The organism is Polaribacter dokdonensis (assembly GCF_024362345.1).
GTDB classification, from domain to species: domain Bacteria; phylum Bacteroidota; class Bacteroidia; order Flavobacteriales; family Flavobacteriaceae; genus Polaribacter; species Polaribacter dokdonensis.
Genome location: NZ_CP101505.1, coordinates 2,849,088 through 2,872,215, shown reverse-complemented (window position 1 = coordinate 2,872,215; position 23,128 = coordinate 2,849,088). Strand labels below are relative to the sequence as shown.

At 29.8% G+C, this 23,128-nt stretch carries 20 protein-coding genes and 1 other RNA gene; 9 read left to right on the top strand and 12 right to left on the bottom strand.

What is annotated here, in order from left to right; all coding sequences use genetic code 11:
- Positions 1-41: 41 nt before the first annotated feature.
- Together LPB302_RS12845 and LPB302_RS12840 are read left to right on the top strand one after the other, a co-directional pair.
- Positions 42-1,178 (top strand): phosphoenolpyruvate carboxykinase (ATP), encoded by a 1,137-nt coding sequence (locus LPB302_RS12845; RefSeq protein ID WP_053973171.1) that lies wholly within the window; start codon positions 42-44, stop codon positions 1,176-1,178.
- On the top strand, positions 1,168-2,268 hold the full coding sequence (locus LPB302_RS12840) for a nucleotidyltransferase domain-containing protein (RefSeq protein WP_053973172.1): 1,101 nt from the start codon (positions 1,168-1,170) through the stop codon (positions 2,266-2,268). The genes LPB302_RS12845 and LPB302_RS12840 overlap by 11 nt, the downstream gene beginning before the upstream one ends.
- Here the strand turns inward: LPB302_RS12840 and LPB302_RS12835 are convergent.
- Complete coding sequence (locus LPB302_RS12835; RefSeq protein WP_053973173.1) at positions 2,265-3,617, bottom strand: UDP-N-acetylmuramate--L-alanine ligase; 1,353 nt, start codon at positions 3,615-3,617, stop codon at positions 2,265-2,267. The genes LPB302_RS12840 and LPB302_RS12835 overlap by 4 nt on opposite strands.
- A 169-nt stretch (positions 3,618-3,786) precedes the next feature.
- On the opposite strand from LPB302_RS12835, the gene LPB302_RS12830 reads away from it, so the two are divergent.
- Complete coding sequence (locus LPB302_RS12830; RefSeq protein ID WP_053973174.1) at positions 3,787-10,389, top strand: alpha-2-macroglobulin family protein; 6,603 nt, start codon at positions 3,787-3,789, stop codon at positions 10,387-10,389.
- A 99-nt stretch (positions 10,390-10,488) separates the two neighbouring features.
- Positions 10,489-10,962, top strand: coding sequence for a hypothetical protein (locus LPB302_RS12825; RefSeq protein ID WP_053973175.1), 474 nt, complete (start codon positions 10,489-10,491; stop codon positions 10,960-10,962).
- Between the two features lie 60 nt (positions 10,963-11,022).
- Here LPB302_RS12825 and LPB302_RS12820 read toward each other — a convergent pair whose 3' ends face one another.
- Both LPB302_RS12820 and LPB302_RS12815 read right to left on the bottom strand, forming a co-directional pair.
- Entirely contained in the window at positions 11,023-11,541 is a 519-nt protein-coding gene (locus LPB302_RS12820; protein WP_053973176.1) for a DUF4136 domain-containing protein, read from the bottom strand.
- A gap of 4 nt (positions 11,542-11,545) precedes the next feature.
- A complete protein-coding gene (locus LPB302_RS12815) occupies positions 11,546-12,556 on the bottom strand; it encodes a M28 family peptidase (RefSeq protein ID WP_053975263.1) in 1,011 nt (336 codons plus the stop codon).
- 67 nt (positions 12,557-12,623) lie between these two features.
- Between LPB302_RS12815 and kdsA the strand changes: the two genes are divergently transcribed.
- A complete protein-coding gene (kdsA, locus tag LPB302_RS12810; protein ID WP_053973177.1) occupies positions 12,624-13,442 on the top strand; it encodes a 3-deoxy-8-phosphooctulonate synthase in 819 nt (272 codons plus the stop codon).
- Positions 13,443-13,480: 38 nt separating this feature from the next.
- The gene (locus LPB302_RS12805; RefSeq protein WP_053973178.1) at positions 13,481-14,440 is read left to right on the top strand and encodes a transglutaminase domain-containing protein; all 960 of its coding nucleotides are present in this window, start codon (positions 13,481-13,483) and stop codon (positions 14,438-14,440) included.
- On the opposite strand, the gene LPB302_RS12800 is transcribed toward LPB302_RS12805, so the two are convergent.
- On the bottom strand, positions 14,437-14,811 hold the full coding sequence (locus LPB302_RS12800) for a DUF1801 domain-containing protein (protein ID WP_053973179.1): 375 nt from the start codon (positions 14,809-14,811) through the stop codon (positions 14,437-14,439). The genes LPB302_RS12805 and LPB302_RS12800 overlap by 4 nt on opposite strands.
- Before the next feature lie 29 nt (positions 14,812-14,840).
- Here LPB302_RS12800 and LPB302_RS12795 point away from each other — a divergent pair, with 29 nt between their 5' ends.
- Positions 14,841-15,404 (top strand): hypothetical protein, encoded by a 564-nt coding sequence (locus LPB302_RS12795; RefSeq protein ID WP_053973180.1) that lies wholly within the window; start codon positions 14,841-14,843, stop codon positions 15,402-15,404.
- Between the two features lie 4 nt (positions 15,405-15,408).
- Here LPB302_RS12795 and LPB302_RS12790 read toward each other — a convergent pair whose 3' ends face one another.
- The 4 genes from LPB302_RS12790 to LPB302_RS12775 all read right to left on the bottom strand — a co-directional run bounded on the left by LPB302_RS12790 (position 15,409) and on the right by LPB302_RS12775 (position 18,455).
- Positions 15,409-16,635, bottom strand: a complete 1,227-nt coding sequence (locus LPB302_RS12790; protein WP_053973181.1) for a mechanosensitive ion channel family protein — start codon at positions 16,633-16,635, stop codon at positions 15,409-15,411.
- A gap of 69 nt (positions 16,636-16,704) precedes the next feature.
- A complete protein-coding gene (locus tag LPB302_RS12785) occupies positions 16,705-16,929 on the bottom strand; it encodes a DUF3820 family protein (protein WP_053973182.1) in 225 nt (74 codons plus the stop codon).
- 33 nt (positions 16,930-16,962) lie between these two features.
- Positions 16,963-18,168: an NAD(P)-dependent oxidoreductase gene (locus tag LPB302_RS12780; protein ID WP_053973183.1), complete on the bottom strand. Its 1,206-nt coding sequence runs from the start codon at positions 18,166-18,168 to the stop codon at positions 16,963-16,965.
- Positions 18,169-18,245: 77 nt separating this feature from the next.
- On the bottom strand, positions 18,246-18,455 hold the full coding sequence (locus tag LPB302_RS12775; RefSeq protein WP_053973184.1) for a hypervirulence associated TUDOR domain-containing protein: 210 nt from the start codon (positions 18,453-18,455) through the stop codon (positions 18,246-18,248).
- Between the two features lie 228 nt (positions 18,456-18,683).
- On the opposite strand from LPB302_RS12775, the gene ssrA reads away from it, so the two are divergent.
- Together ssrA and LPB302_RS12765 are read left to right on the top strand one after the other, a co-directional pair.
- Positions 18,684-19,077: a transfer-messenger RNA gene (gene ssrA, locus LPB302_RS12770) on the top strand.
- 49 nt (positions 19,078-19,126) lie between these two features.
- Complete coding sequence (locus LPB302_RS12765) at positions 19,127-19,759, top strand: metallophosphoesterase family protein (protein ID WP_053973185.1); 633 nt, start codon at positions 19,127-19,129, stop codon at positions 19,757-19,759.
- Here the strand turns inward: LPB302_RS12765 and LPB302_RS12760 are convergent, their stop codons facing one another.
- Genes LPB302_RS12760 through LPB302_RS12745 form a run of 4 tightly spaced genes read right to left on the bottom strand, consistent with a single transcriptional unit; the run spans position 19,760 to position 23,120 of the window.
- Positions 19,760-20,575, bottom strand: a complete 816-nt coding sequence (locus tag LPB302_RS12760) for a 2OG-Fe(II) oxygenase (RefSeq protein WP_053973186.1) — start codon at positions 20,573-20,575, stop codon at positions 19,760-19,762.
- Positions 20,568-21,317 (bottom strand): glycosyltransferase, encoded by a 750-nt coding sequence (locus tag LPB302_RS12755; RefSeq protein ID WP_053973187.1) that lies wholly within the window; start codon positions 21,315-21,317, stop codon positions 20,568-20,570. Before LPB302_RS12755 ends, LPB302_RS12760 begins: the two co-directional genes overlap by 8 nt.
- Positions 21,318-21,325: 8 nt before the next feature.
- Entirely contained in the window at positions 21,326-22,420 is a 1,095-nt protein-coding gene (locus LPB302_RS12750) for a glycosyltransferase (protein ID WP_053973188.1), read from the bottom strand.
- Positions 22,421-22,433: 13 nt separating this feature from the next.
- Positions 22,434-23,120, bottom strand: coding sequence for a cell division ATP-binding protein FtsE (locus tag LPB302_RS12745; RefSeq protein ID WP_053973189.1), 687 nt, complete (start codon positions 23,118-23,120; stop codon positions 22,434-22,436).
- Between the last annotated feature and the right edge of the window lie 8 nt (positions 23,121-23,128).

Below are 23,128 nucleotides of genomic sequence, written 5' to 3'. Positions count from 1 at the left end.
TTTTTTAGTTATAGTTAATATTATTTTCTACATTTAGTTCAATGAAAAAAAATGAATTGCTTTATAAAGTTATTGAAGACAAAACAATAACTTGGTTTAAAAATAGTAACGAATATGTCATTTTTGAAAATACTACTGCTGATATTTTAAAAAGAATACACAAAGGAATTCCTATTAAAGTAATTGCAGAAGCTGTATCAAAAAAATTAAGCGTTCCTTTAGAAAAAAGTATCGACTTTATTATCGATTTAGAAAATCAAATCAATAAATCATTAACAAAAATTCGCCCTGAATTAATTAATGATTATAGAGATATTAAGAAACCTAAAACCTATACATACACCAAATATTACCAAATAAACGATGTTATTTTTCAGGTTTCTTATTTAAATGATTTAGAGCTTTCTTACATACACCCTAAGTTTGCGCATTTAGAAATCTCAGAAACTAAAAAAATACACTTTTACTATGAGATTTTTATAGATAGTAATTACATCTTTTTGTATTTAGACAATGAGTTTGTAGGTGCTTGGAGCAGTAGAGAAATTCACTTCTTTCAGGGTAAATTTTCTATGGAAATCATTCAGAAAATTCACAAAAAGGAAGAAAAAGAATGGTTAGGCGTTTTTCATGCTTCTGCTATTAGCAATGGTGAAAAGTCGGTTTTATTTTTAGGAGATTCAGGCAATGGTAAAAGTACATCTTTAGCCTTATTGCAAGCCAATGGTTTTACTTGTTTGGCAGATGATTTTGTGCCAATTTCTGCTAATGAAATTCAAGTATTTAGTTTTCCAGCTGCTATTTCAATTAAAAAAAATAGTTTAGAAACTTTATTACCAATTTATCCTGAGTTAGCTACAAGTGCTGAATATAATTTTGAGCGTTTAAACAAAGTGGTTCGTTATTTAAAACCAAATAACGACAATTATAAAAGCCACTTGCCTTGTAGAGATTTGATTTTTATTAAATATGAAAAAAATAGTGAGTTAGAGTTTAATAGAATTTCTAAGTTAGAGGCATTTCAACAATTAGTCCCAGATTCTTGGTTATCTCCAGAAAAAGAAAATGCAGAGCAATTTTTAAACTGGTTTGAAAATCTGAATTGTTATCAACTAAGATATTCAAATAATGAAAAAATGATAAATACTGTACATCAACTTTTTGATAATGAATTATAAAGAAAATCTTTTCTTTATAGCTGAATGTTTAACAATAAACCATGAAGCTAAAAATAATAATCGAATAGAAACTATTCTAAAATCAAATACAGTTGATTGGGATGAAGTGGTGAAATTAAGTACTGCTCAATATGTTTTTCCTGCTTTGTATTACAACTTAAAAAGGGCTGATTTTCTTCATTATTTACCTGATGAACTTGTAAATTATATGCAATACATTAGCAATTTAAATAAGGAACGAAATGAGCAAATTATAGCTCAAGCTACAGAAATAAACAACTTACTTCAAGCGTATGATATTCACCCTATATTCTTAAAAGGAACTGGTAACTTACTAGAAGGTCTATATGAAGATATAGGAGAAAGAATGGTAGGTGATATCGATTTTATATTTTCAAAAGAAGACTACCCAAAAGTGATAAAAATTTTAAGCGAGGATGGTTATTCTAAGGTTCATCAAACTGAATATGATTTTCCACAATTTAAACATCATCCACGATTACAAAAAGAAGGAAAAATTGCTGCTGTAGAAATTCATAAAGAGCTATTGCTAGAGAAATATGCAAAGGAATTTAATTATGAACTTATTCAAAAAGATGCTCAAATAATAAATGGGATTCAAGTATTGAGTTACAGGAATCAGTTGTCACTATCCATCATAGCCAAACAAATTAATGATGGTGGATTGTACCATAAAAATATTGCACTTAGAAATGCTTATGACGTTTTTCTATTGTCTAAAAAAACGAATGCTCTAATTGCTTTTGATCAATTTGAGACTTTAAAAAATCCTTTAACTTGTTTTCTAGCAAGTTGCTATATCACATTTAACAAACCTAGAAGTTTGGAGTACAAAACCTCATCAAACATTGAAGAGTACTTAGCTATTTTTAATGCACAAATGATGGATGATGAATTACGTCGTAAAAATTTAAAATCCGCTGACAAAAAATTATTCGTGAATTCTAGAGTGAAAATTCTTTATAAATCTATTGTAGATAAAGACCATAGAACTTGGCTTTACAAACGAATAACTGATAAAGAATGGCAGCAACAAAAATTAATTCAGCTAGGTTTAAAAAAAGCTTAAACTAGGTTTTTAACCTCTTCAAAATCTAAACCACCATAATTACCAGAACTCATTAAAACTACAGCAGAATTAGCCAAGTTTTCCTCAAACAAGAATGCTTTAAACTCAGTTGGGTTTGTGTAAATAATTAAATCCTCTCTTTGAAAAGCATCTGCTATTTGTTGTTTAGATACCTCATCTAACTGCTTAATCTCTACTGCATGTGGTGAGTAAAATACCACAGCTTTATCTGCAGCATCTAAAGCACCTTTGTATTCAGATAAAAATTCAGCATTTAAACTAGAATAGGTATGTAACTCTAAACAAGCAATAAGTGTTCTATTGCTATATTGCTCTTTTACTGCTTTTGTAGTTGCAGCCACTTTACTTGGGCTGTGTGCAAAATCTTTAAAAATTACGGTTTCTAAGTTTTCTGTAACTCTTTCTAAACGCTTACTTGCTCCACTAAAACTTGCAATAGCTTCATAAAAATCGTCTTCATCTATCCCCATATGTTGACAAATCCATTTTGCCCCTGCTAAATTTTGCAAGTTATGTTTCCCAAAAATTTCTAATGGCAAATCTCCTTCTTCTGTTTCTAAAAAAGTAGTGCCGTTTTCTATAAAATGATTTGGTGTTTCGTAAGGATATTTCTTAATATGATTTTCTGATGACTCTACAATTTCAGCCACATTTATATCCTCAGAATTATACACCATACTTCCTCCATTAATCATAGAGTCTGTAAAAATTTTAAACTGCTCTTTGTAGTTCTCAAAAGTTGGAAAAACATTTATATGATCCCAAGCAATACCACTAAGCAAAGCAATATTGGGCTTGTATAAGTGAAATTTAGGACGCATATCTATGGGAGAGCTCAAATATTCATCACCCTCCAAAACAATAAAATCGTTTTCTTCTGTTAAATGCACCATAGTTTCAAAACCTTCTAACTGTGCACCTACCATATAATCTACTTCTCTATCATGATAAATTAAGACATGTAAAATCATAGATGTAATGGTTGTTTTACCATGAGAACCACCAATTACAACTCTGGTTTTATCTTTAGATTGCTCGTACAAAAACTCTGGATATGAATATATTTTTAAACCCATTTCTTGTGCTTTAAGCAATTCTGGGTTATCAATTTTTGCATGCATTCCTAAAATAATTACATCTAAATCTTGAGAGATTTTTTCAGGAAACCAGCCAAATTCTGTAGGTAATAAGCCATATTTTTCTAATCTAGATTTAGAAGGATCGTGAATTGTATCATCACTTCCTGAAACTTGGTATCCTTTTTGGTGTAATGCAATGGCTAGGTTGTGCATTGCACTTCCTCCAATAGCAATAAAATGTATATTCATATCAAAAATTATAAAGGGTAAAAATACAAAAGCTTTCTGCAATATTAATTACCTTTAGAACGAAACTGACTATAATTATTACATTTAAGATGTTATAATTCTTACATAAGATTTTTATAGTAATTTGATACCTGATTTACATATCATTAAAATATTAAATCGATTAGCTATGATTAAAAAAATAAGTATTTTACTTTTTGTAGTATTTTCTACAATTACAAATGCACAAACCAATTATAAAGAACTTTGGAAAAAAGTAGAAGAATTTGAAATTGATGGACTTCCAAAATCTGCTTTAGAAGTAGTTGAAACAATTTATAGTAAAGCCAATGCAGAGCAGGAATCTCCTCAGTTGGTTAAATCGTTATTTTACAAAAGTAAGTTTGCTTTAATTTTAGAAGAAGATGCTCAATTAAAGGTAATTCTAGAACTTAAAAATCAGATTGATAGGGCAACTTACCCAACAAAAAACATATTAGAAAATGTTTTAGCCAACTTGTATTGGCAATATTTTAATCAACATAGATATCAGTTTTACAAAAGAACAGAAACAGAAGCTAAGGTAAACGTTGATGATTTTAGAACATGGGATTTAAACACATTATTTAAAGAAATTCATGTTTATTTTAAAGCCTCTTTAGAAGAAGATGAAATTTTACAAGGAATAGATATCAGCTTGTTTCAAGATATTTTAATTTTAGACAAAGATGCCAAAAAATACACACCTACCCTATTCGACTTTTTAGCTAATAACGCTTTAAATTTTTATAAGAGTAATGAAACTAGCATTACAAAACCTAGTTATAAATTTATAATTAATGATGCCAAATATATAAGCGATTATAAGAAGTTTCAAGATCTTACTATTGATGCAAAAGATTCGCTTTCTTTAGAATTGAATGCCTTAAAAATATATCAAAAAAGCATCAACTTTCATGCAACAGCAGAGAACTTTGACGCTTTAGCTTATATTGACATTAAGAGGTTAGAATTCGTAAATGCCAACTCTGCATTTAATAATAAAGAAAAGCATTTATATCAAACTTTAGAAATTTCTAAAAAGGAATTAAATAAATCTAAAGCTAGTGGATTATATGCGTTTAAAATAGCAGAAATTTTAAACAAACAGTCCAAAAAGCAAGAAGCTCTAACCATTTGTAATGAAATTCTTAAAAAGTTTCCAGAAAGTCTAGGAGCACAAAAATGTAAAATTCTTCAAAAAAATATTCTAGCTAAAACACTCTCTATAACTGCTGAAGAGTTTATACCTGTCCAGCAAAAATCTCGACTATTAGTAACTTATAAAAACGTGCCCAAACTTTATTTTAAAGCGTATCGAATAAATAATAATCAGTTGCGAGTTTTTAACAAGACACATAATTTAAAGGCCAGACTAAAGTTAATCAATGTTTTAAGTGAAGTAACCTCTTGGCAAAAAACTTTAAGAGATGACAAGGACTATTTACAGCATAGCACAGAGATCATTGTTCCTGATTTTAAAAACGGAATGTATTTAATCATAGCATCAGAAGAACAAAATCCAAGTATTAAAAGCATTTATGGAACAGCAACCATACAGGCTACGAATTTGACTTTGGTGAAGAATTCTTTTAATGGCACAAATAACTTTCAAGTTGTAGATCGTGTTTCTGGAGAACCAATAAAAAAGGCTGAAATTAGTTTAACCAATAAATATAGATATAGAGGTGCTTCTATATCTAAAACATTAAAAACAGACAGAAAAGGTTTTGCCTCATACAACAGTCGTAACTACTACAGCAATGTAGACTTTAAAGTTACCACTAAAAACGATACGCTTTTATTAGCAGCGAATACCATTTACGAGAAATCAAGAAAATTGAATTCTTCTGAAAAGGAAGATATAAGAATTAAGCCATTTATTTTTACAGATAGAAGCATCTACAGACCAGGACAAAAAGTTTATTTTAAAGCAATTTTGATTAAAAAGAAAGATGAAGAATCTGAACTATTGACCAATGAATATGTAGAGATTTCTTTAAAAGATGTAAATGGTCAGTTGGTAAAACAATTGAATTTAAAATTAAATGAATATGGCTCTGTTGCTGGCGAATTTACCTTGCCTGATAATGGGTTAACTGGTGAATACAGCATAGAAATAGATGAAAGTTATGAGTATGATAGCAAGTTTTATGATAATGAAGATTTTTACTTTGAGTACCCAACCTTCAAAAAAATTTCAGTAGAAGAGTATAAAAGACCAAAATTCGAAACAACTTTTAACCCTATTAAAGAAACCTTTAAAGTAAATGATTCAGTTTCAGCAACTGGGCATTCTAAGGCTTTTTCTGGTGCAACTATTACAGATGCAACTGTAGTTTATCGCGTAAAAAGAATGGTACAATACCCAAGTTGGTATTATTGGTACAGACCTAGACCAAGCTCTGATTCTCAAGAAATTACTAATGGAGAAACAACAACAAATGAAAAGGGTGAGTTTACCATTGTTTTTAAAGCAATTCCTGATGCTAAAACAGATAAAGAAAGTTTGCCAATTTTTAGTTATGAGATTACTGCAGATGTAACAGATGTTAATGGAGAAACCAGAAGCGCAACTCAAATTGTTAAAGTTGGATATCATAGTTTGGTAGCTAAAATAAACGCACCAAATCGAATTGATAAAAACAACCCTGCAAGCATTACTATTGATACCAAAAATTTAAATGATGAGTTTGTAGCTGCAAAAGGATCTATTAAAATCTATAAATTAACTGCGCCCAAAACAGCTTTAAGACCTAGACCTTGGGCTGCTCCAGATTTTCAACAAATTTCTGAAAGAGAATTTAGAAATTTATTTCCTCATGATCCTTATACCAATAATGAAAGCGATGAAAAGAACTGGACTAAAGAAAAACTTGTATTCTCAACTAAATTTGACACTGAAAAATCGAAAGAAATTCAGCTTAATAACATTAACAAATGGCTTTCTGGTAAATATATAATTGTATTAGAAAGCAAAGATAAATTTGGTCAACAAATTAAAGATGAACAACGAATTACAGTATTCTCTAAAACTGAAAATAAGGTTGCAGACCAAAAATTATTTACAATAAATACTGATAAAATTTTGTATGCCATTGGTGATGATGTTTTAGTTGAAGTAGGTTCTGCCTCTAAAAATTTAACGGTAGTGCTTCAGGTAGAAAAAAATCAAAAAATAATAAGTACCCAATTAATTAAATTAAACAACGAAACTAAAACTATCAAAATTCCTGTTGCTAAAAATGATTTAAGTGGTTTTGCCATAAAATGGCATTATGTGAATTTTAATCATTTTAAAAGCGGTAATCTATCTATTAACGTTACAGAAAAAAGTAATGACATCAGTTTTGCTACAAATGTCTTTAGAGATAAATTACAACCAGGTCAAGAAGAAACTTGGAGTTTTACATTAAAAAATGATTTAAACGATGCTGTGGCTGCAGAAGTGTTAGCCTCCATGTATGATGCTTCTTTAGATGAGTTTAAAGCACATAATTGGCAGTTTAATCCAACAACACCTAAAAATAAATATTACAGTTATAGAAGAAGTTCATCCAACAGTTTTGATAACGTAGAGTTTTCTATAATAAATAAGCCCTATCAATATTATGCCTATCCAAAAATTGGTGCAACATATTACAATTGGTTTGGTTTTAACATATCAGAAAACAACTATTTAAATCAGCAATACTTAAGAAATTTAAGAGCAGAGGCTAAAGCTAAAATTGTAGAAAATAGAGATGATTATGATTATATAATCAGAGGAACCATTTCTGATGAAAGTGGTGTTTTACCAGGAGTTTCTATAAGAGTACTTGGCACAACTTATGGCACTGAAACCGATTTTGATGGTAATTACACTTTAAAAGTTAAAAAAGGAGAAGAAATTAAAATCTCTTATTTAGGTTATAAAATAGTTTCAAAAACTATAACAGACAACAGCAACTTTAATATAAGCTTAGAAGAAGATGCAAATTCATTAGATGAAATTGTTGTAGTGGGTTATGGTACCACTACAAAAACAGCAATGGTTGGTTCTGCTAGTAGAAATGCTAGTATGAGAAAAGCTCTTCAAGGAGAAGTTGCTGGAGTTACCATTGTAAATGATTCTGGGCAACCAGGTGCATCATCAGCTATAAGAATTAGAGGAAATAATTCTGTGACAGGTAACGTAAACCCTTTATACATCATAGATGGTAAACCAGTAACTGCGTTTAATTTAGATCCGAGTCAGGTTGTTTCTATGAATGTTTTAAAAAATGCAGAAGCAACTGCGCTTTATGGTGCAAAAGGTGCAAATGGTGTTGTAATAATTACAACTAAAACTGGCCAAGCTCAACTAGACAAAGAACTATCTCAAGTACAAACCCGTAAAAATTTTAAAGAAACTGCTTTCTTTTATCCTCAATTACAAACAGATAAAGAAGGCAAAGTATCCTTTACATTTACAATTCCTGAGGCATTAACCAGATGGAAATTACAGTTGTTGGCACATAGTAAATCGTTAAAATCTACAGTTAAAACATTACAAACCATTACTCAAAAAGAATTAATGGTTGTACCAAATGTGCCAAGATTTTTAAGAGAAAAAGATACCATTAACATCAGTGCAAAAATTACCAACTTAACTAACAATCAGTTAAATGGTTTTGCTAAGTTGATGCTAACTGATGCTATTTCTGGAAAAGAAATTGATACAGAACTACAAAACTTAAATGCTAATAAAAGTTTTACAGTAAATAAAGATGGTAATACATCTGTTTCTTGGTCTTTAGCTATCCCTAAAAATATAGCTGCAGTTCAGTATAAAATTGTGGCAAAGGCTGGTGATTTTTCTGATGGAGAACAAAACGTTTTACCAGTTTTAACCAACAGAATGTTGGTAACAGAAACATTACCTATGTATGTGAAATCGAATCAGGAAAAGACATTTACGTTAGATAAATTAAAGAATTATTCATCCTCATCATTAGAAAATCACAAGTTAACATTAGAAATAACTTCTAATCCTGCTTGGTATGCATTGCAAGCTTTACCCTATTTAATGGAGTATCCTTATGAATGTGCAGAACAAACATTTTCTAGATATTATGCAAATACAATCGCAGATTTTGTAGCCAATGCTAACCCAAAAATTCAAGAAGTATTCAATGCTTGGAAAACAGCTGACGCACTTATTTCTAATCTAGAAAAGAATGAAGAGCTAAAATCAATCATTATACAAGAAACTCCTTGGCTTAGAGATGCACAATCTGAAAATGAGCAGAAAAAGAGAATTGCACTTTTATTCGATTTAAATAAAATGCAGAATGAGCAACAGAAAAGCATTCAGAAATTAAAAGACATGCAATTCAGTTCAGGAGGATTTTCTTGGTTTAAAGGTGCCAGATATGAAAGTAATTTTATCACTCAATATATTGCTACAGGTTTTGGACATTTGAAAAAATTAGGTGTTTCAAAGTTCGATGATGCAACATCTAAAATGATGAGTAAAGCTGTAAATTATTTAGATATTGAAATCTACAAGCAACATCAAAAATTATTAGAGAGAGCTAACATAATTAAAGCAGAATCAAAAACTAAAAAAGAAGGTGAAAAGAATTACAAAGACTTTTTAAAAGCCAATCACTTAAACTATTTTACCATTCAGTATTTATATATGCGTAGTTTTTATGGTGATATTCCTATAGCTGAAAAGAATAAAGCCATTTATGATTATTACTTAAATCAATCTCAACAATATTGGCTAGATTATAACTTGTATGCTAAAGGTCAGATTGCGCTTACCTTATTTAGAAATGATAAAAAAGCAACTGCTAATGCTATTCTAAAATCATTAAAAGAAAATTCGATTACATCAGATGAATTGGGGATGTATTGGAAAAGCAATACAGCAGGTTACTTCTACTATCAAGCTCCTGTAGAAACACAATCTTTATTAATAGAAGTTTTTTCTGAAATTGAAAATGATATTAAAACCATAGATAACTTAAAAATATGGCTACTTAAAAACAAGCAAACCAATAGTTGGAAAACCACCAAAGCAACTTCTGAAGCTGTGTATGCATTGTTATTAAATGGAAGTAATTGGCTTTCTACAACAGAGTTAGTAGATGTTACAATTGGAAATCAGGAAATAGATCCTTCTAAAATACCAGAAATTAAGGTTGAAGCTGGTTCAGGATATTTTAAAAAATCTTGGAACAAAGATGAAATTAAACAAAACATGGCAGAAGTTACCATTTCTAAAAAAGAAGATGGTATTGCTTGGGGTGGCTTGTATTGGCAGTATTTTGAAGATTTAGACAAAATTACTTCTGCTGATTCTCCTCTAAAATTGTCTAAGAAGTTATTTTTAAAAACCAACTCAAATACAGGTAAAAAACTAACTGAAATCACAAATAATGTTACAGTAAAAGTAGGTCATTTAATCACAGTAAGAATTGAACTTTCTTCTGATCGAGATTTGGAATTTATTCATTTAAAAGATATGAGAGCTTCTGGTGTAGAGCCTATTAATGTAATTTCTAAATACAAATGGCAAGACAATTTAGGTTATTATGAAAGTACAAAAGATGCAGCTACAAACTTTTTCTTTAGTAGATTACCAAAAGGTGTATATGTTTTTGAATACGATGTTCGTGTAAATAATGCTGGTAATTTTAGTAACGGAATTTCTACAATACAAAGTATGTATGCTCCAGAATTTAGCAGTCATTCAGAAGGTGTTCGTTTAAATATTGAAAAATAGTTATCTTTAATGAGTCAATAAAAGTTTATATGAGTTAATCTATTTCACCTTATACATCTAGATTTGCTTAGTAATTAATTAAAATAAAAATTATAAATTATGAGAAATTTAGTTTTAGGATTTGCTTTGATATTAGGAGCTTTATCAATAAATGCACAATCTATTTCTGAAAATGCATTGGGTTTACGATTAGGAGATGATGATGGTTTTGGAGGAGAAATTTCTTACCAAAGAGCCTTAGGAGACAATAATAGAGTAGAGATTGACTTAGGAATTAGAAACAACAATAACTTTGATGGTTTTAAAGCCACAGGTATATACCAATGGGTTTGGCAATTAGATGGTGATTTTAATTGGTATGCAGGTCTTGGAGCAGGTTTAGCAAATTATGATAGCAAAGGAAGTGATGAATCTGAAACTTTTGTTTTTGCTTCTGGAGATATTGGTATTGAATACAACTTTCCAAACACACCAATTTTACTTTCTTTAGACTATAGACCAGAATTTAGTTTTGGAGATCGTTTTAATGATTTTGGGAATGATATTGCTTTTGGTATTAGATATCAATTTTAAAGAAAAGATAGAACTATAAAAAAACCTCTAAATATTTAGAGGTTTTTTTTATGCTTGCTTTTATTTTGGTGGATATTCATTTAAAATCTGAACCACAACATTTTTATAATGTATTTCCTTTTCTTCTGGTGTTCTTTTTTCTTTAATGGTTGAATTTAAAGTACCTTCCCAAATTAGAGTATTGGTTTTGGCATTTACCAATTCAATTTTAAAAAGTTCATTTAGTTTTTTGCCTCCAATAGGGATTCCTCCAGAAATACCAAAACCACCATTTCTACCTCCAGAACCTATACCAACTCCAATTGTATTATTGTTTCTAGCTTCAGATAATTTTACAACTACATTAATTAGCACTTCTTCATTATTACTAATTTCTAAACCTTTAACTTTTAATGTATTTGTAATTATGGTAGTTACTCTTTTTACATCCAACTCATTTAAACCTGCTCCAACATCCTCATAAAAATTAAAGGATGAAAATTGACTAAAGTTTACTTCAGAATCATAATCAACCACAACTTTAGATGTAGTACAATTTGCAAAAAGTAAAAGTAAAATGAAGTATCCTGCTTTTTTCATTACACTATTTTTTACGCTCTTCTAAAACGACTCTGGTAGGTGTATTTCTACCATTTATAATGCTTTCTGTTCCTTTAGCAACAGCTTGAATGGTTTGTGTAATTACTGTCATGTTTAAGGTTTCAGCTTCATCAGAAACTTTATGATAATCTTTGTCTACATCTATAGCTGTTGTAGAAAAAGTATGCGAAGGCACACCTAACCTTGCCAAAGAAGCATTATCTGATCTAAAAAATAAATTGAAGTTTTTATAAGGATCAGGAAAAAGTTGATAACCAGAACCTTCTAAATTCTTCTGAACTATTTTACCAAAATCTGATCTTTCAAAACCAGTTAACCAAGCTGTATTTGGGCCAAAACTTGGTGTTTTACCAATCATTTCTAAATTGATACCAGCAACAAACTTGGCAGCATCAATACCTTTTCCAAAATGCGTAGAACCTATTAAACCCATTTCTTCTGCTGTAAAAGCAGCAAAAACAATGGTTCTTTCATTACCAATTTTCTTAAAATATTCTGCTAAAGCCAAAACACCTGTTACTCCAGAAGCATCATCATTTGCTCCATTATAAATGATATCTCCTTCTCCATTTTTCTTCATTCCTAAGTGGTCATAATGTGCAGAAATAATTACATATTCTTCTTTCTTAGATTTACCTTCTAACACACCAATTATATTAGCACTTGTAATTTCTTCTTTACTTCTTCTTGGAGTAAAATTAAAAGTTTGTCTGTAAGAATCTAACCCCTCAAAAGTAGTTAAACCTATCCTTTTGAATTCGTTTTCTATATACTTAGCTGCTTTTTCTATACCTTCTGTACCTGATTTTCTACCCTGCATATCATCAGAAGCTAAGGTGTATAAATGTTTTTTAACCATTACAGAATCGATAAAAAAAGAAGTTTTTACAGATTTGGTTATACCCGATTTTACTGATTTTTCTGTAGATTTCTTTGTGGCATCACAAGCTGTTAATGAAGCTGCAACTAATAAGGTGATAAATATTTTTTTCATTAATTTCATATTTTAAAAGCATAAATATAACTAATTTAAATCCGTATTTTTGCACAAAATATTTACAATGATTCTATCTGAAATTCCAAATATAAATCACACTGATGCTAATAACTTTTTTCTTTTATGTGGCCCATGTGCCATTGAAGGTGAAGAAATGGCTTTACGAATTGCTGAAAAGGTAATTACTATTACAGATAAATTAGCCATTCCTTACATTTTTAAAGGTAGTTTTAAAAAAGCAAACAGAAGTAGAATTGATAGTTTTACAGGAATTGGAGATGAAAAAGCATTAAAGATTTTACGTAAAGTTTCTGAAACATTTAATGTACCAACAGTTACTGATATTCATGAGGTTTCTGATGCTGCAAAGGCTGCAGAATATGTAGATGTTTTGCAAATACCTGCTTTTTTAGTTCGTCAAACAGATTTAGTCGTTGCTGCTGCTAAAACAGAAAAGGTTGTAAACTTAAAGAAAGGGCAATTTATGAGTCCTGGAGCTATGAAACATGCTGTTCAAAAAGTAAAAGATGCTGGTAATAATAAAGCGTGGATTACAGATAGAGGTACAATGTTTGGCTACCAAGATATGATTGTAGATTTTAGGGGAATACCTGAAATGCGCGAATTTGCACCTACAGTTCTAGATGTTACGCATTCTTTACAACAACCAAATCAAACAGTTGGTGTTACAGGTGGAAGACCAGAAATGATTGAAACTATTGCAAGAGCTGGAGTTGTAAATAATGTAGATGGCTTATTTATTGAAACTCATTTTGACCCTTCAAATGCCAAATCTGATGGAGCGAACATGTTGCATTTAGATAATTTAGAAGGTCTATTAAGTAACCTTGTAGCCATTAGAAGAACAGTAAATAATTTATAGGCACAATAATTGTAATCTTAAGTTGTTAAATGATTTGAATGAAACAACTTGTACTTTTTTTCTTATTTACATCTTTAAATATATTCTCTCAAGAGTTTATTAAAGTAGATGCAAAGGTTTTAGAATATCCTAGATTTTCTACAGTAGAACTTTTAGCATCACAAATAGAGAATGATTTTTCTACTGATAAAGATAAAGCAAGGGCTGCCTTCTTTTGGCTAGCCAAAAACATCAGATATAACTTAAAGGAATATTATAACCCAAGGCAAAGAAGTTATAGATTCAGTTACGCTACAGAAGCAGAAAAAATAGCAAAATATCAGAACTTAGTAGATAACTTAGTAAAAACTACTTTTAGAAGTAAAACTGGAGTTTGCGAAGAATATGCACAGTCTTTTAAAAAAATATGTGACTTATTACATATTGAAGCTGAAGTAATTAAAGGCAATGTTAGAAATGCTGCTGCAGAAATTGGTGAAATACTAAATACAACAAACCATGCTTGGAATGCTGTTAAATTTGATGATGAATGGTTAATTCTAGATGCAACTTGGGCTGCTGGCTATGAATATAATGGAAAATGGATTCGTGATTTTAACGACTATTTTTATGATATCCCTAAAGATAAAATTCTAAAATCTCATTATCCAGAAGCATCTATTTGGATGTTACGTTTTGGAAGAATGACTGTAGATGAGTTTTACAATCAACCCATTTATAGCAATACTTTTCTGGGATTAGAAGCTGAGTTGATAGCACCTAAAACAGGAACAATTGAGTTAGAAAATAAAGATTTTATTGAACTAAAATTTAAAAACTTAGCAGATTCTTTACTACTGTTTTATGTTTTTAAAGGCTCTAATAAAGCCAATAAACCTGAAATAAGTACAGAAGGTAAAATTACCACATTAAAAATACCTAACCCAAAACGAAATACAGATTTAGTCTTATACATCAATAAAGTAGATGCTTTACATTTTAAAGTTAAGATGATTTAATCTTTCTTTTTATAAAACCCTTTTCCTTTTAATTGATGCGCTTCTTTTAGAACCGTTAGTAGTATTTCTTCGTTAATATCTTCTAACTTATAATACCTTAACGATTTTACTACTTTTCTATTTTCTGAGATAAGGTGCTCATTATATTTCGTTAAGTGTGCAGAGGCCCAAAAAGCAACATCTACATACCCTTTCTTTTTAGACGGATTTAAATAACAAAATGGTTTTTGTTCTAAATAATAAAAAGGAATATTCCATTTAAACTGCAAATCGACCTCAGGAAAAGTACTTTCTATTAAGATTTGTAAATGCATTAAAATAGATTTGTAAGGTTCTGGTTGGTCTAAAATATAATTCTCTGCTGGTTTCATTTTTGTATATTAGCACAAGTTATAAAATTATGAAAAATCAAGATTCCCCACACATTAATTTTTCTTTTACTGGTTTAACTAGTATTTTTTTAGGCTCGCATTTCTTAATTGCAGCTTTTATTATTAAAAGTATTATTGATGGCGCAAAACTAAGAGGAGAAGGTTTAAACTACAATTACTCTTCTTTAACTGAAACTTATATTATTATTATTGTTATAGTTGCCTTTTTACTATTTCCATTATCTATATTATTTACAGAAAAACGAAAGGCAAAAAAACAGGGCTACACTTGCCTAAATCCGATGACGAAAAGGGTTTTACTAAGATATACTTTAACGCTTACTACTCTTTTTGTAATTTTATTTTTTATTGGCAAACAAGCACTTTACAATTACATAGTACCTTGTTTTTTAATAATCTATAGTGTTATTCTTTTTGTATTTGAAAGAAAAGAACACAGAAATGTTTTAATTATTTCTGGAGTCTGTATTCTGTTCAGTATAATCTGTATAATTATACCTTCTTACTGGTATTATTCCTTATTTATACTTGGAGTTTCGCACTTAACCTATGGCATTAGCAAACAGAAATAAATAGTTAACTCCCTATCTTAAATCCTCCTATTTTAAAACCTGGTTGTTGATAATCTTTAGGAACATTTTCTGGGGGTACTGTTAGAGCTCCTCCATCTCTTACTGCACTATAATGTGGAGATAATATTTCTATACCTGCATTATGCAATTCGTTTTTTATGCTTTCATGTAAATACGAATAAATTAAAGCACCTTTTTCGGGATTCTTGGTATGACAATTAATTTCATAATTGATGTAAAAATCATCCAAACTTTTTACCAAAACAAATGGTTCTGGCTTCTGTAATATAAGCTCTGTATTTTTAGCCCCTTTTACTAAGGCTTGTATCACATCTCCACTTGGTACATCGTAACCAATAGTAACAGAAGTATGTAAAATAACACCAACATCTTCTGCAGCATTCTTAGTGAAATTTACAATATGATTGCCTAGAATTGATGAATTTGGAATGGTTACATCTAAGTTTTTAATGGTTTTTAAACGAGTTACTAATAAGCTTCTTTCTGTAACATCACCTATAGTATTACCAATTTCAACACGATCTCCAACTTTAAAAGGTCGCATATAAGTAATTACAATACCTGCTACAATATTAGATATTGCAGCTGTGGAACCCAGTGAAAAAAGTACCCCTAGAAAAATCGAAACACCTTTAAAACCTTCTGATTGAGAACCAGGAATATATGGCCAACAAATAATCACAGCAAATGCTATTATTACCACTCTTATTAAATTGAAAGTAGGTTTGGCCCAATCTGCATGAAAGCCATCTAATCGAACTGCCTCTTTTTCTAATTCGCCAGTTACGTACTTTAAAAATTTTAGTAAATATTTAGTTCCAAAAAAGATAACCAAGATAAAAAAGAAGCCAGGGATAAAGTCTAAAAAGCCTTTAACCACCATGTTAACAGGTGACATAACATAGCTTAAAATGGTATCTGCAATTTCTTGAGTTTCTGGAATAAAATGAAACACAAATGGCAAATAAAATATTAGAAAGACAATACTTATACCAATTCTTAACGCTCTAATTGTAAATTTTAAGATGTGTTTTTCTCTTCTTGGAGTAATGAATTTAAAAAAGTGAACTACTTCTGCTTTTTTAAAAAGTACATTTCTATCTAGCTTATCTAACTTTTTTTGAAGCCATTTAAAAAATTTTTTTAAGAGAAAGAAAAACAGAAATATTCCTAATATAGAAACACCAAAATACACATAATTTAAAACCATTTGCAAAATTTGATTGATTGCCCAAGGTAATAAATGTAGCTTATTTATTAAATGATTTGTAAAATAAATTTACACGAAGTCTTTTTTAATTTTACGTATAATATCCTCTAAACCATTTAGTTTAAGCTCGTAAACTAACTTAAGTTGATCTCCTAATTTGCCTTTAGGAAAACCTTTATTGTAATACCAAACCACATAATGTTCTGGCAAATCGATTAAATAAGTGCCTTTATATTTACCAAAAGGCATTTTCATTTTGGCTAAGTCAATAAGGTATTGCTGATTTTGATCCAACAAATTTTAAGTATAAAAGTGATTTAAAATTTACTATTCTAAGCCATCTACATAATTCTGCAGATAAGAAAATCTAGTGGTTAATTTACCATTTTCGGTCATTTTAGCTCTTTCTAAAATTCCGTCTTTATCATCATTAAAAAAGGCAGGAATAACATGTTCTAAAAACATTTCTCCAAAACCTTCACTGGCATCTTTTGGTAACTCACAAGGTAAATTATCTACAGCCATAACTACTATAGCATTTTCATTTTTGTAATCTACCTCTTCTTCTTTTAGAGGGTCATAACCATAAACAGGATTTTTTATAGTAGACGCTTTTATAGTTGAAGCAACTGGGCCATCAATATCGCAAGAAATATCTGCTACATATTTTATTTTAAAGTCTTCTTGTTTAGCATCTTCTCTTGTAAATAAAAATGGAGCTCCATCTCCATAAAAATGACCTGCTATAAAAAAGTCGGTAACTTCTGCAAAACGCATAAAGTTAGATTCGTACTTTTCTGGATGCTTATAAAAATCAAGATTATCAATTTCTAAACCATCTTTTCTTTTGTTGTAGTCTAACACATCTGCTAAACAATAAACTGTTTCATGAAATGTTTTATTTAAATAGTCTTTTACAGAAACTTCTTTAATATTCATGGCATCTAACATTTCTTTAGCACCATAAGCTACTTTACCATTTCCTGTTAATAAAATTTTGATAGGCGAAAGTGAAATGTTTTTTAATTGGGCAATCAACTCTTGCTGACTATCTAAAGTTTCTGCTTTTGGTAATTTAAAAGTATCTGATGCTAAACCAATGGCTCTAAAACCATTATAAGCACCTACTATACCTGCATATCTACCAAAGCCAATTAATCTAGCTCCATTCGCTTTAACAATTGTTTCATGATCATATAGCTCAATATTTTTATCTAAAACTGCCTTTAACAATTTTCTATTATAAGGTTGCTTTTTAATAGTATGACTAAAGAAAAAGTATTTCTTATTTGCTATTAAAGCATCTATAGGCACTTCTTTTACACCTAAAAGCACATCACAATTAGAAACATCTTTAGTTACTTCTATATTCTTATTTTGATATTTCTCATCATTAAAAATTCGAATATCTGAATGTTCTACAACAACTTCTGCTTCAGAAAATTCAGATTTTAATTGAGCTAACTTATTAGGAGAAAAAACCACTCTTCTATCAGGTGGATTTTTGCGTTCTTTGATAATTCCAAATTTCATATGATATAAAATAAAAATGCTTTTTTCAGTGTATAAAGATAGACTGAAAAAAGCGTTTAAAAAATTTCTTAGAGAGATTATGCTCTCTCTACTTCGCTTTCTGATTTTAAGACAGCACTACCATCTTCTTGTTTTATGTAAAGGGCTTTATTACCTTCTTCACCATCTCTGGTAACTTCGTTTCCTTTTATGGTTTTAGTAACTTTCTCTGTATAAGTCTCTTCCACTTTACCTTCGGCTGTTCCATTACCCCAATTCCATTTTACTCTTGTTCCTTTCTTAATCATAATTTATTTATTTTCTCAAAGTTAAGAAATGATAAAAAAATACTGTCTTAACATAATGATAAAAATTGCAAAACTAATGTGAATGTTTTTGTATTTTTGCAGACTGCGTTAAGGATTAAACGATTTGTTTGAGTTCTTTTATGAAATGTAATGGAATAAAAAACGAGTAGTGAAAGCCTGACTTTAATTTTAAATGCTTTTAAAATAAAGTAACGCCCAAATTATTTTGGGGACGACTGGTTTTGACAGCAAGGACAGTGAATTTGTAAGCATATCAAGGAGTGAAATGATTCTTGTAAAACTTATTTCAACTTTTTAAACGGCGAAGATAACTACGCTTTAGCTGCCTAATCTGAATTATAGTAGGATTAAGCCTCGGCTCACAAGGTGAGCAAGCTTTATGTCCACGAAAAGCCTTGGTTTATGGCGTTTCACTTATGGGCATCGTAAAAATAAACATAGAAAACTTGTAGCTTTGGCAGGTTTTTGAAACTAAAAAAGCTAAGTTAAAAGTGGATTGTTCTTAATCAGCTTTTGAACGAAAACTAAGAAAGAACTAAATATGTAGAAAGCTTTTTGGCTGCTTGTTTGGACCCGAGTTCGATTCTCGGCGTCTCCACAATCTAAAACCTCAACTAATAGTATTAATTGAGGTTTTTTTATATACAAATATGAAAATTGTTTTAATTTCTGACACCCATAACAAGCATCAATTCATTAAAGATGCAGAGCTACCTTTGGGTGATGTTATAATTCATGCAGGTGATGTTACCAACAAAGGAAATAGTATTGAAACAACCTCATTTTTAAATTGGTTTTCGAATTTACCTCACAAGCATAAAATATTTATCGCTGGAAATCATGACTTTCTTTTCGAGAAAAAGAAGCAAGAAGAAATTGCAAAACTTATACCTGATAATGTAATTTATTTAGAAAATTCTGGAGTTAAAATAGAGGGTTTTCAGTTTTGGGGTAGCCCAGATCAGCCTGCCTTTTATCAGTGGGCATTTAATAAAACCACAACAGAAAGAAGAGAGAGCTTTGCAAAAATTCCTACTCATACAGATGTGCTAATTACACATTGCCCTCCATTTAGAATCTTAGATGAAACTAAAGATGGTGATGATGTTGGTTGTAAAATTTTACGAGAAAAAGTAAAAGAAGTTAAACCAAAATTGCATGTTTTTGGACATATACACGAAGCTTATGGAGAAAAATCTTTTAATAAAACACATTTTGTAAATGCAAGTTTAGTAGACGAATATTATGTACGTAAAAACAAACCTATAGTTTTTGAACTATAATTACTTCTTATACTGATGTGGGTTTTCTCTAATCCCTTTTTTAAAAAATTTTCGAACAGAACTTCTTAAACCATTATCCAATTTTAATACTACATCTTTTATTTTTTGTGATGGCCTGCCCCTAAATGTAGTGACATGAAAATCATCGTCTTTTAACAACGGTTTTTTAGAAAAATAATAATTAGAAACACAACACCTTACCTCATCTAGCAAAACCTTGTTTACAGAATGCCAAGATTTTTGATGGGTTGCCATAATTACCAATCTGTTAAATTTACTTTCTATAGTAATAGGTTTACTTTTTAATCCTTTAGGCCATAATTCTAAATTCCCTCCATTTTGTAATTCCCAATTTGGAGTTACGTAATACAGTAAATTTAAAACACGCCAAAGTTGCCTGTCTTTATCATGAGAGTTATCTAAATGCGGACTTAAATGATTGCCTTTAGCCATTAAAGATAAACCACCTGCATACAATTTTTCATCAGGTAGAATATTATCAATAGTACAGATCTCTGAAATTTTAGCAACTACTCTACTATCTTGAAATGCGTATATAACTTCTTCTAAAATAGATGCATATTTATTCATTTGAAAAGCTACATATTTGTGCTCTCTAATGCTTTTACGCTCTTTGGTTAGTGATAAATCAGGGAAATTTTTGTAAATCTTTTGAGCTAAATCCTTTGGTAAAAGATCATCAATATAAAAAAAACCAATTGTATTTTTTGTTTTTGCATAATCAGCTATTAACCGAGTTTTTTCGGTTTCTAATCTTTCTACAATTAGAGTGGCTATTTCTGTTCTATTACTCATTTAATCTTTTACGGAAAAGGTATTTAATTTTTGCGATTGTATAATAAAAGGGTTTAAAAGCAAGAGAACTTAAATCTGTTTTTAATTGTATTTCTTCCTGATAAATTGACCAATCTCCTGATTTTGAAACTCCATCTGAATTACACTTAGCAACAACGCTATTTATAATTTTACATGTAAAACCCATTTTATATAAATATAAATTTAACCAATAATCAGCCAATACAGGATATTTTAATTGATAAATTAAAGAGTCAAACAGTTCTTTTTTATAGAACGAACTTTGATGATGCAAGCCATTTCTGATCCACATAAATCTAGACCAATCTGCTTCTTTTACCTTTTTCTTGGCATTATAAACAAACGCACTTGTTGCTCCTTCATAAACCACTTTACCAGCAATTATATGTTCAGAAATAGGTTCTTTAATATCAAAAATTGAAGATAAAACAGTGTCATCAAAAAAAATATCTCCTGAGCCTAAAAAATACAACCACTCACCTTTGGCTAAAGCTACTCCTTTATTCATAGCATCATAAATACCATTATCTACTCTAGATTGATAGTAGAATGGTTTTTCTAAATTACTTAAATAATTCTGAGTTTCTAATGATGAACCACCATCCATAATCCAAACTTCAAAGTTTTTAAAGATTTGGTTTTGAATACTTTCTACAGTTTTTATTAATCCAGAAAGATTATTAAAAACAGGAATTATTATGGAAATTTTTGGAGTGATCATGTAAAGGTTTAAAAATATTGATCTAACTTTTGCTGCTCTTTTTCCCAGCAAAGAATTTCTTTTGCTTTCTGTTGATTTGTTTTTATTTGGGCTAACATTTGTTTGTTGTTCAATAGTTCTTTTATAGTTTTTGCTATGGTTTCTGGTTGATAATCATCAACTAAAACACCTACATTATATTCGTTTATTATTCTTTCTACTTCAGGAAGCTTACCTGCAATTATAGGTATTTCTGCATGAATATAATCGAATAATTTGTTAGGTAGAGCATATGTAAAACTTAAACCCAAAGGTTCTTCTAAAACCATACCCAAGGTTGCTTTCTGGGTATAATTGAATAATTTTTCTCTTGCTACTCTGCCTAAAAAATGCACTCTACTTTGCATATTTTCTTCGTTTACAAACTGTTTAAGCTCCTCTTCTACTTTACCATAACCAATAATAATTAAATCTAAATCCTCTACATAATGTAAGGCCTTAATCATAGGTTTTAAACCTCTTCCTGGATTTAATACTCCCTGATATAAAATGGTTTTATTTTGTGAGGGAAATGAAACTTCTATAACATCTGCAATATCATTTTTTAAGGGAATGTTTCTAATTAAACCCATTTGATTTCGATACTTATCATTATAAAAATCTACAATAGATTCGCTTACAGTATAAGATTTCTTAATTCTTGGCAGGAAATAGTCTTCCAATTTTCTCCAAAAACTTTGCACAAAAGTTCTTCCTTGCAGTTCTGGACCTTCAGAAAAAAGTTCATGACTGTCATAAACTAATTCTACATTTTTTAAACGACATGCACAAAAACAAGCAGGTAAAGTATCTAAATCATTAGCAAGAATAATATTGGTTTTTGTAAAAAGTAAAGTGAAGAACAATCTTATATTAAATTCGGCATAAAAAAGAAAATTATGATTAAAAAAGTGTTTCTTTCTTACAATTTTATAAGCTCTATCAACTTGAATAGTATTTGGCAAAACTCTACCGTAAACAGTAACATCATAATTTTTAGAGATTAAATAATTGCAAATTTTGTGCACTCGATAATCTGTAGAAATATCGTTAGTAACTGCAACAAAAATTTTCTTTTTACTCAAAAATTTATTTTTACTAAACTGTAGTTTGTTGGGCAACTTCAAAAAGTTCTCCTGCCTCTACCTTTAATGTATTATGTTTAAACTTTACGATTAGCTGATAATCATGAGTGGCCATTAAAATGGTTTTTCCACTTTTATGAATCTTATTCAATAAATCCATTACCTCTAACGAAGTTTTTGGATCTAAATTACCTGTAGGTTCATCTGCTAAAATTAATTCTGGATCATTTAAAAGAGCTCTTGCAATAGCCACTCTTTGTTGTTCTCCTCCAGAAAGTTCGAAGGTTTTTTTGTAGTACTGAGATTGCATACCCACCTTTTCTAAAACTTGGTTGATTTTAGCTTTCATTTCCTCTTTATTTTTCCAGCCAGTAGCTTTTAAAACAAACTCTAAGTTTTCAAAAACGGTTCTATCACTTAAAAGTTTAAAATCTTGAAAGACAATACCAATTTTTCTTCTTAAAAACGGAATTTCTTTTTCTTTTAATTTCTTTAAATCAAAATCTACAATAGTTCCTGTGCCTCTTTGCAATTTTAAATCGCCATAAAGCGTTTTCATTAAACTACTCTTACCACTCCCTGTTTTACCAATTAAATAATAAAAATCACCTTTATTGATGGTTAAATTTACTTTAGACAGTACTAAATTATCTCTTTGATAAATATCGGCATTTTCTAAATGTAAAACTGGTTTTTCCATAAAATAGT

What these genes read in the sequence shown, in the direction of transcription:
- LPB302_RS12845 (WP_053973171.1), top strand. Translation starts at nt 42, where the DNA reads ATGAAAAAAAATGAATTGCTTTATAAAGTTATTGAAGACAAAACAATA.
- LPB302_RS12840 (WP_053973172.1), top strand. Translation starts at nt 1,168, where the DNA reads ATGAATTATAAAGAAAATCTTTTCTTTATAGCTGAATGTTTAACAATA.
- LPB302_RS12835 (WP_053973173.1), bottom strand. Translation starts at nt 3,617, where the DNA reads ATGAATATACATTTTATTGCTATTGGAGGAAGTGCAATGCACAACCTA.
- LPB302_RS12830 (WP_053973174.1), top strand. Translation starts at nt 3,787, where the DNA reads ATGATTAAAAAAATAAGTATTTTACTTTTTGTAGTATTTTCTACAATT.
- LPB302_RS12825 (WP_053973175.1), top strand. Translation starts at nt 10,489, where the DNA reads ATGAGAAATTTAGTTTTAGGATTTGCTTTGATATTAGGAGCTTTATCA.
- LPB302_RS12820 (WP_053973176.1), bottom strand. Translation starts at nt 11,541, where the DNA reads ATGAAAAAAGCAGGATACTTCATTTTACTTTTACTTTTTGCAAATTGT.
- LPB302_RS12815 (WP_053975263.1), bottom strand. Translation starts at nt 12,556, where the DNA reads ATGAAAAAAATATTTATCACCTTATTAGTTGCAGCTTCATTAACAGCT.
- kdsA (WP_053973177.1), top strand. Translation starts at nt 12,624, where the DNA reads ATGATTCTATCTGAAATTCCAAATATAAATCACACTGATGCTAATAAC.
- LPB302_RS12805 (WP_053973178.1), top strand. Translation starts at nt 13,481, where the DNA reads ATGAAACAACTTGTACTTTTTTTCTTATTTACATCTTTAAATATATTC.
- LPB302_RS12800 (WP_053973179.1), bottom strand. Translation starts at nt 14,811, where the DNA reads ATGAAACCAGCAGAGAATTATATTTTAGACCAACCAGAACCTTACAAA.
- LPB302_RS12795 (WP_053973180.1), top strand. Translation starts at nt 14,841, where the DNA reads ATGAAAAATCAAGATTCCCCACACATTAATTTTTCTTTTACTGGTTTA.
- LPB302_RS12790 (WP_053973181.1), bottom strand. Translation starts at nt 16,635, where the DNA reads ATGGTTTTAAATTATGTGTATTTTGGTGTTTCTATATTAGGAATATTT.
- LPB302_RS12780 (WP_053973183.1), bottom strand. Translation starts at nt 18,168, where the DNA reads ATGAAATTTGGAATTATCAAAGAACGCAAAAATCCACCTGATAGAAGA.
- LPB302_RS12775 (WP_053973184.1), bottom strand. Translation starts at nt 18,455, where the DNA reads ATGATTAAGAAAGGAACAAGAGTAAAATGGAATTGGGGTAATGGAACA.
- LPB302_RS12765 (WP_053973185.1), top strand. Translation starts at nt 19,127, where the DNA reads ATGAAAATTGTTTTAATTTCTGACACCCATAACAAGCATCAATTCATT.
- LPB302_RS12760 (WP_053973186.1), bottom strand. Translation starts at nt 20,575, where the DNA reads ATGAGTAATAGAACAGAAATAGCCACTCTAATTGTAGAAAGATTAGAA.
- LPB302_RS12755 (WP_053973187.1), bottom strand. Translation starts at nt 21,317, where the DNA reads ATGATCACTCCAAAAATTTCCATAATAATTCCTGTTTTTAATAATCTT.
- LPB302_RS12745 (WP_053973189.1), bottom strand. Translation starts at nt 23,120, where the DNA reads ATGGAAAAACCAGTTTTACATTTAGAAAATGCCGATATTTATCAAAGA.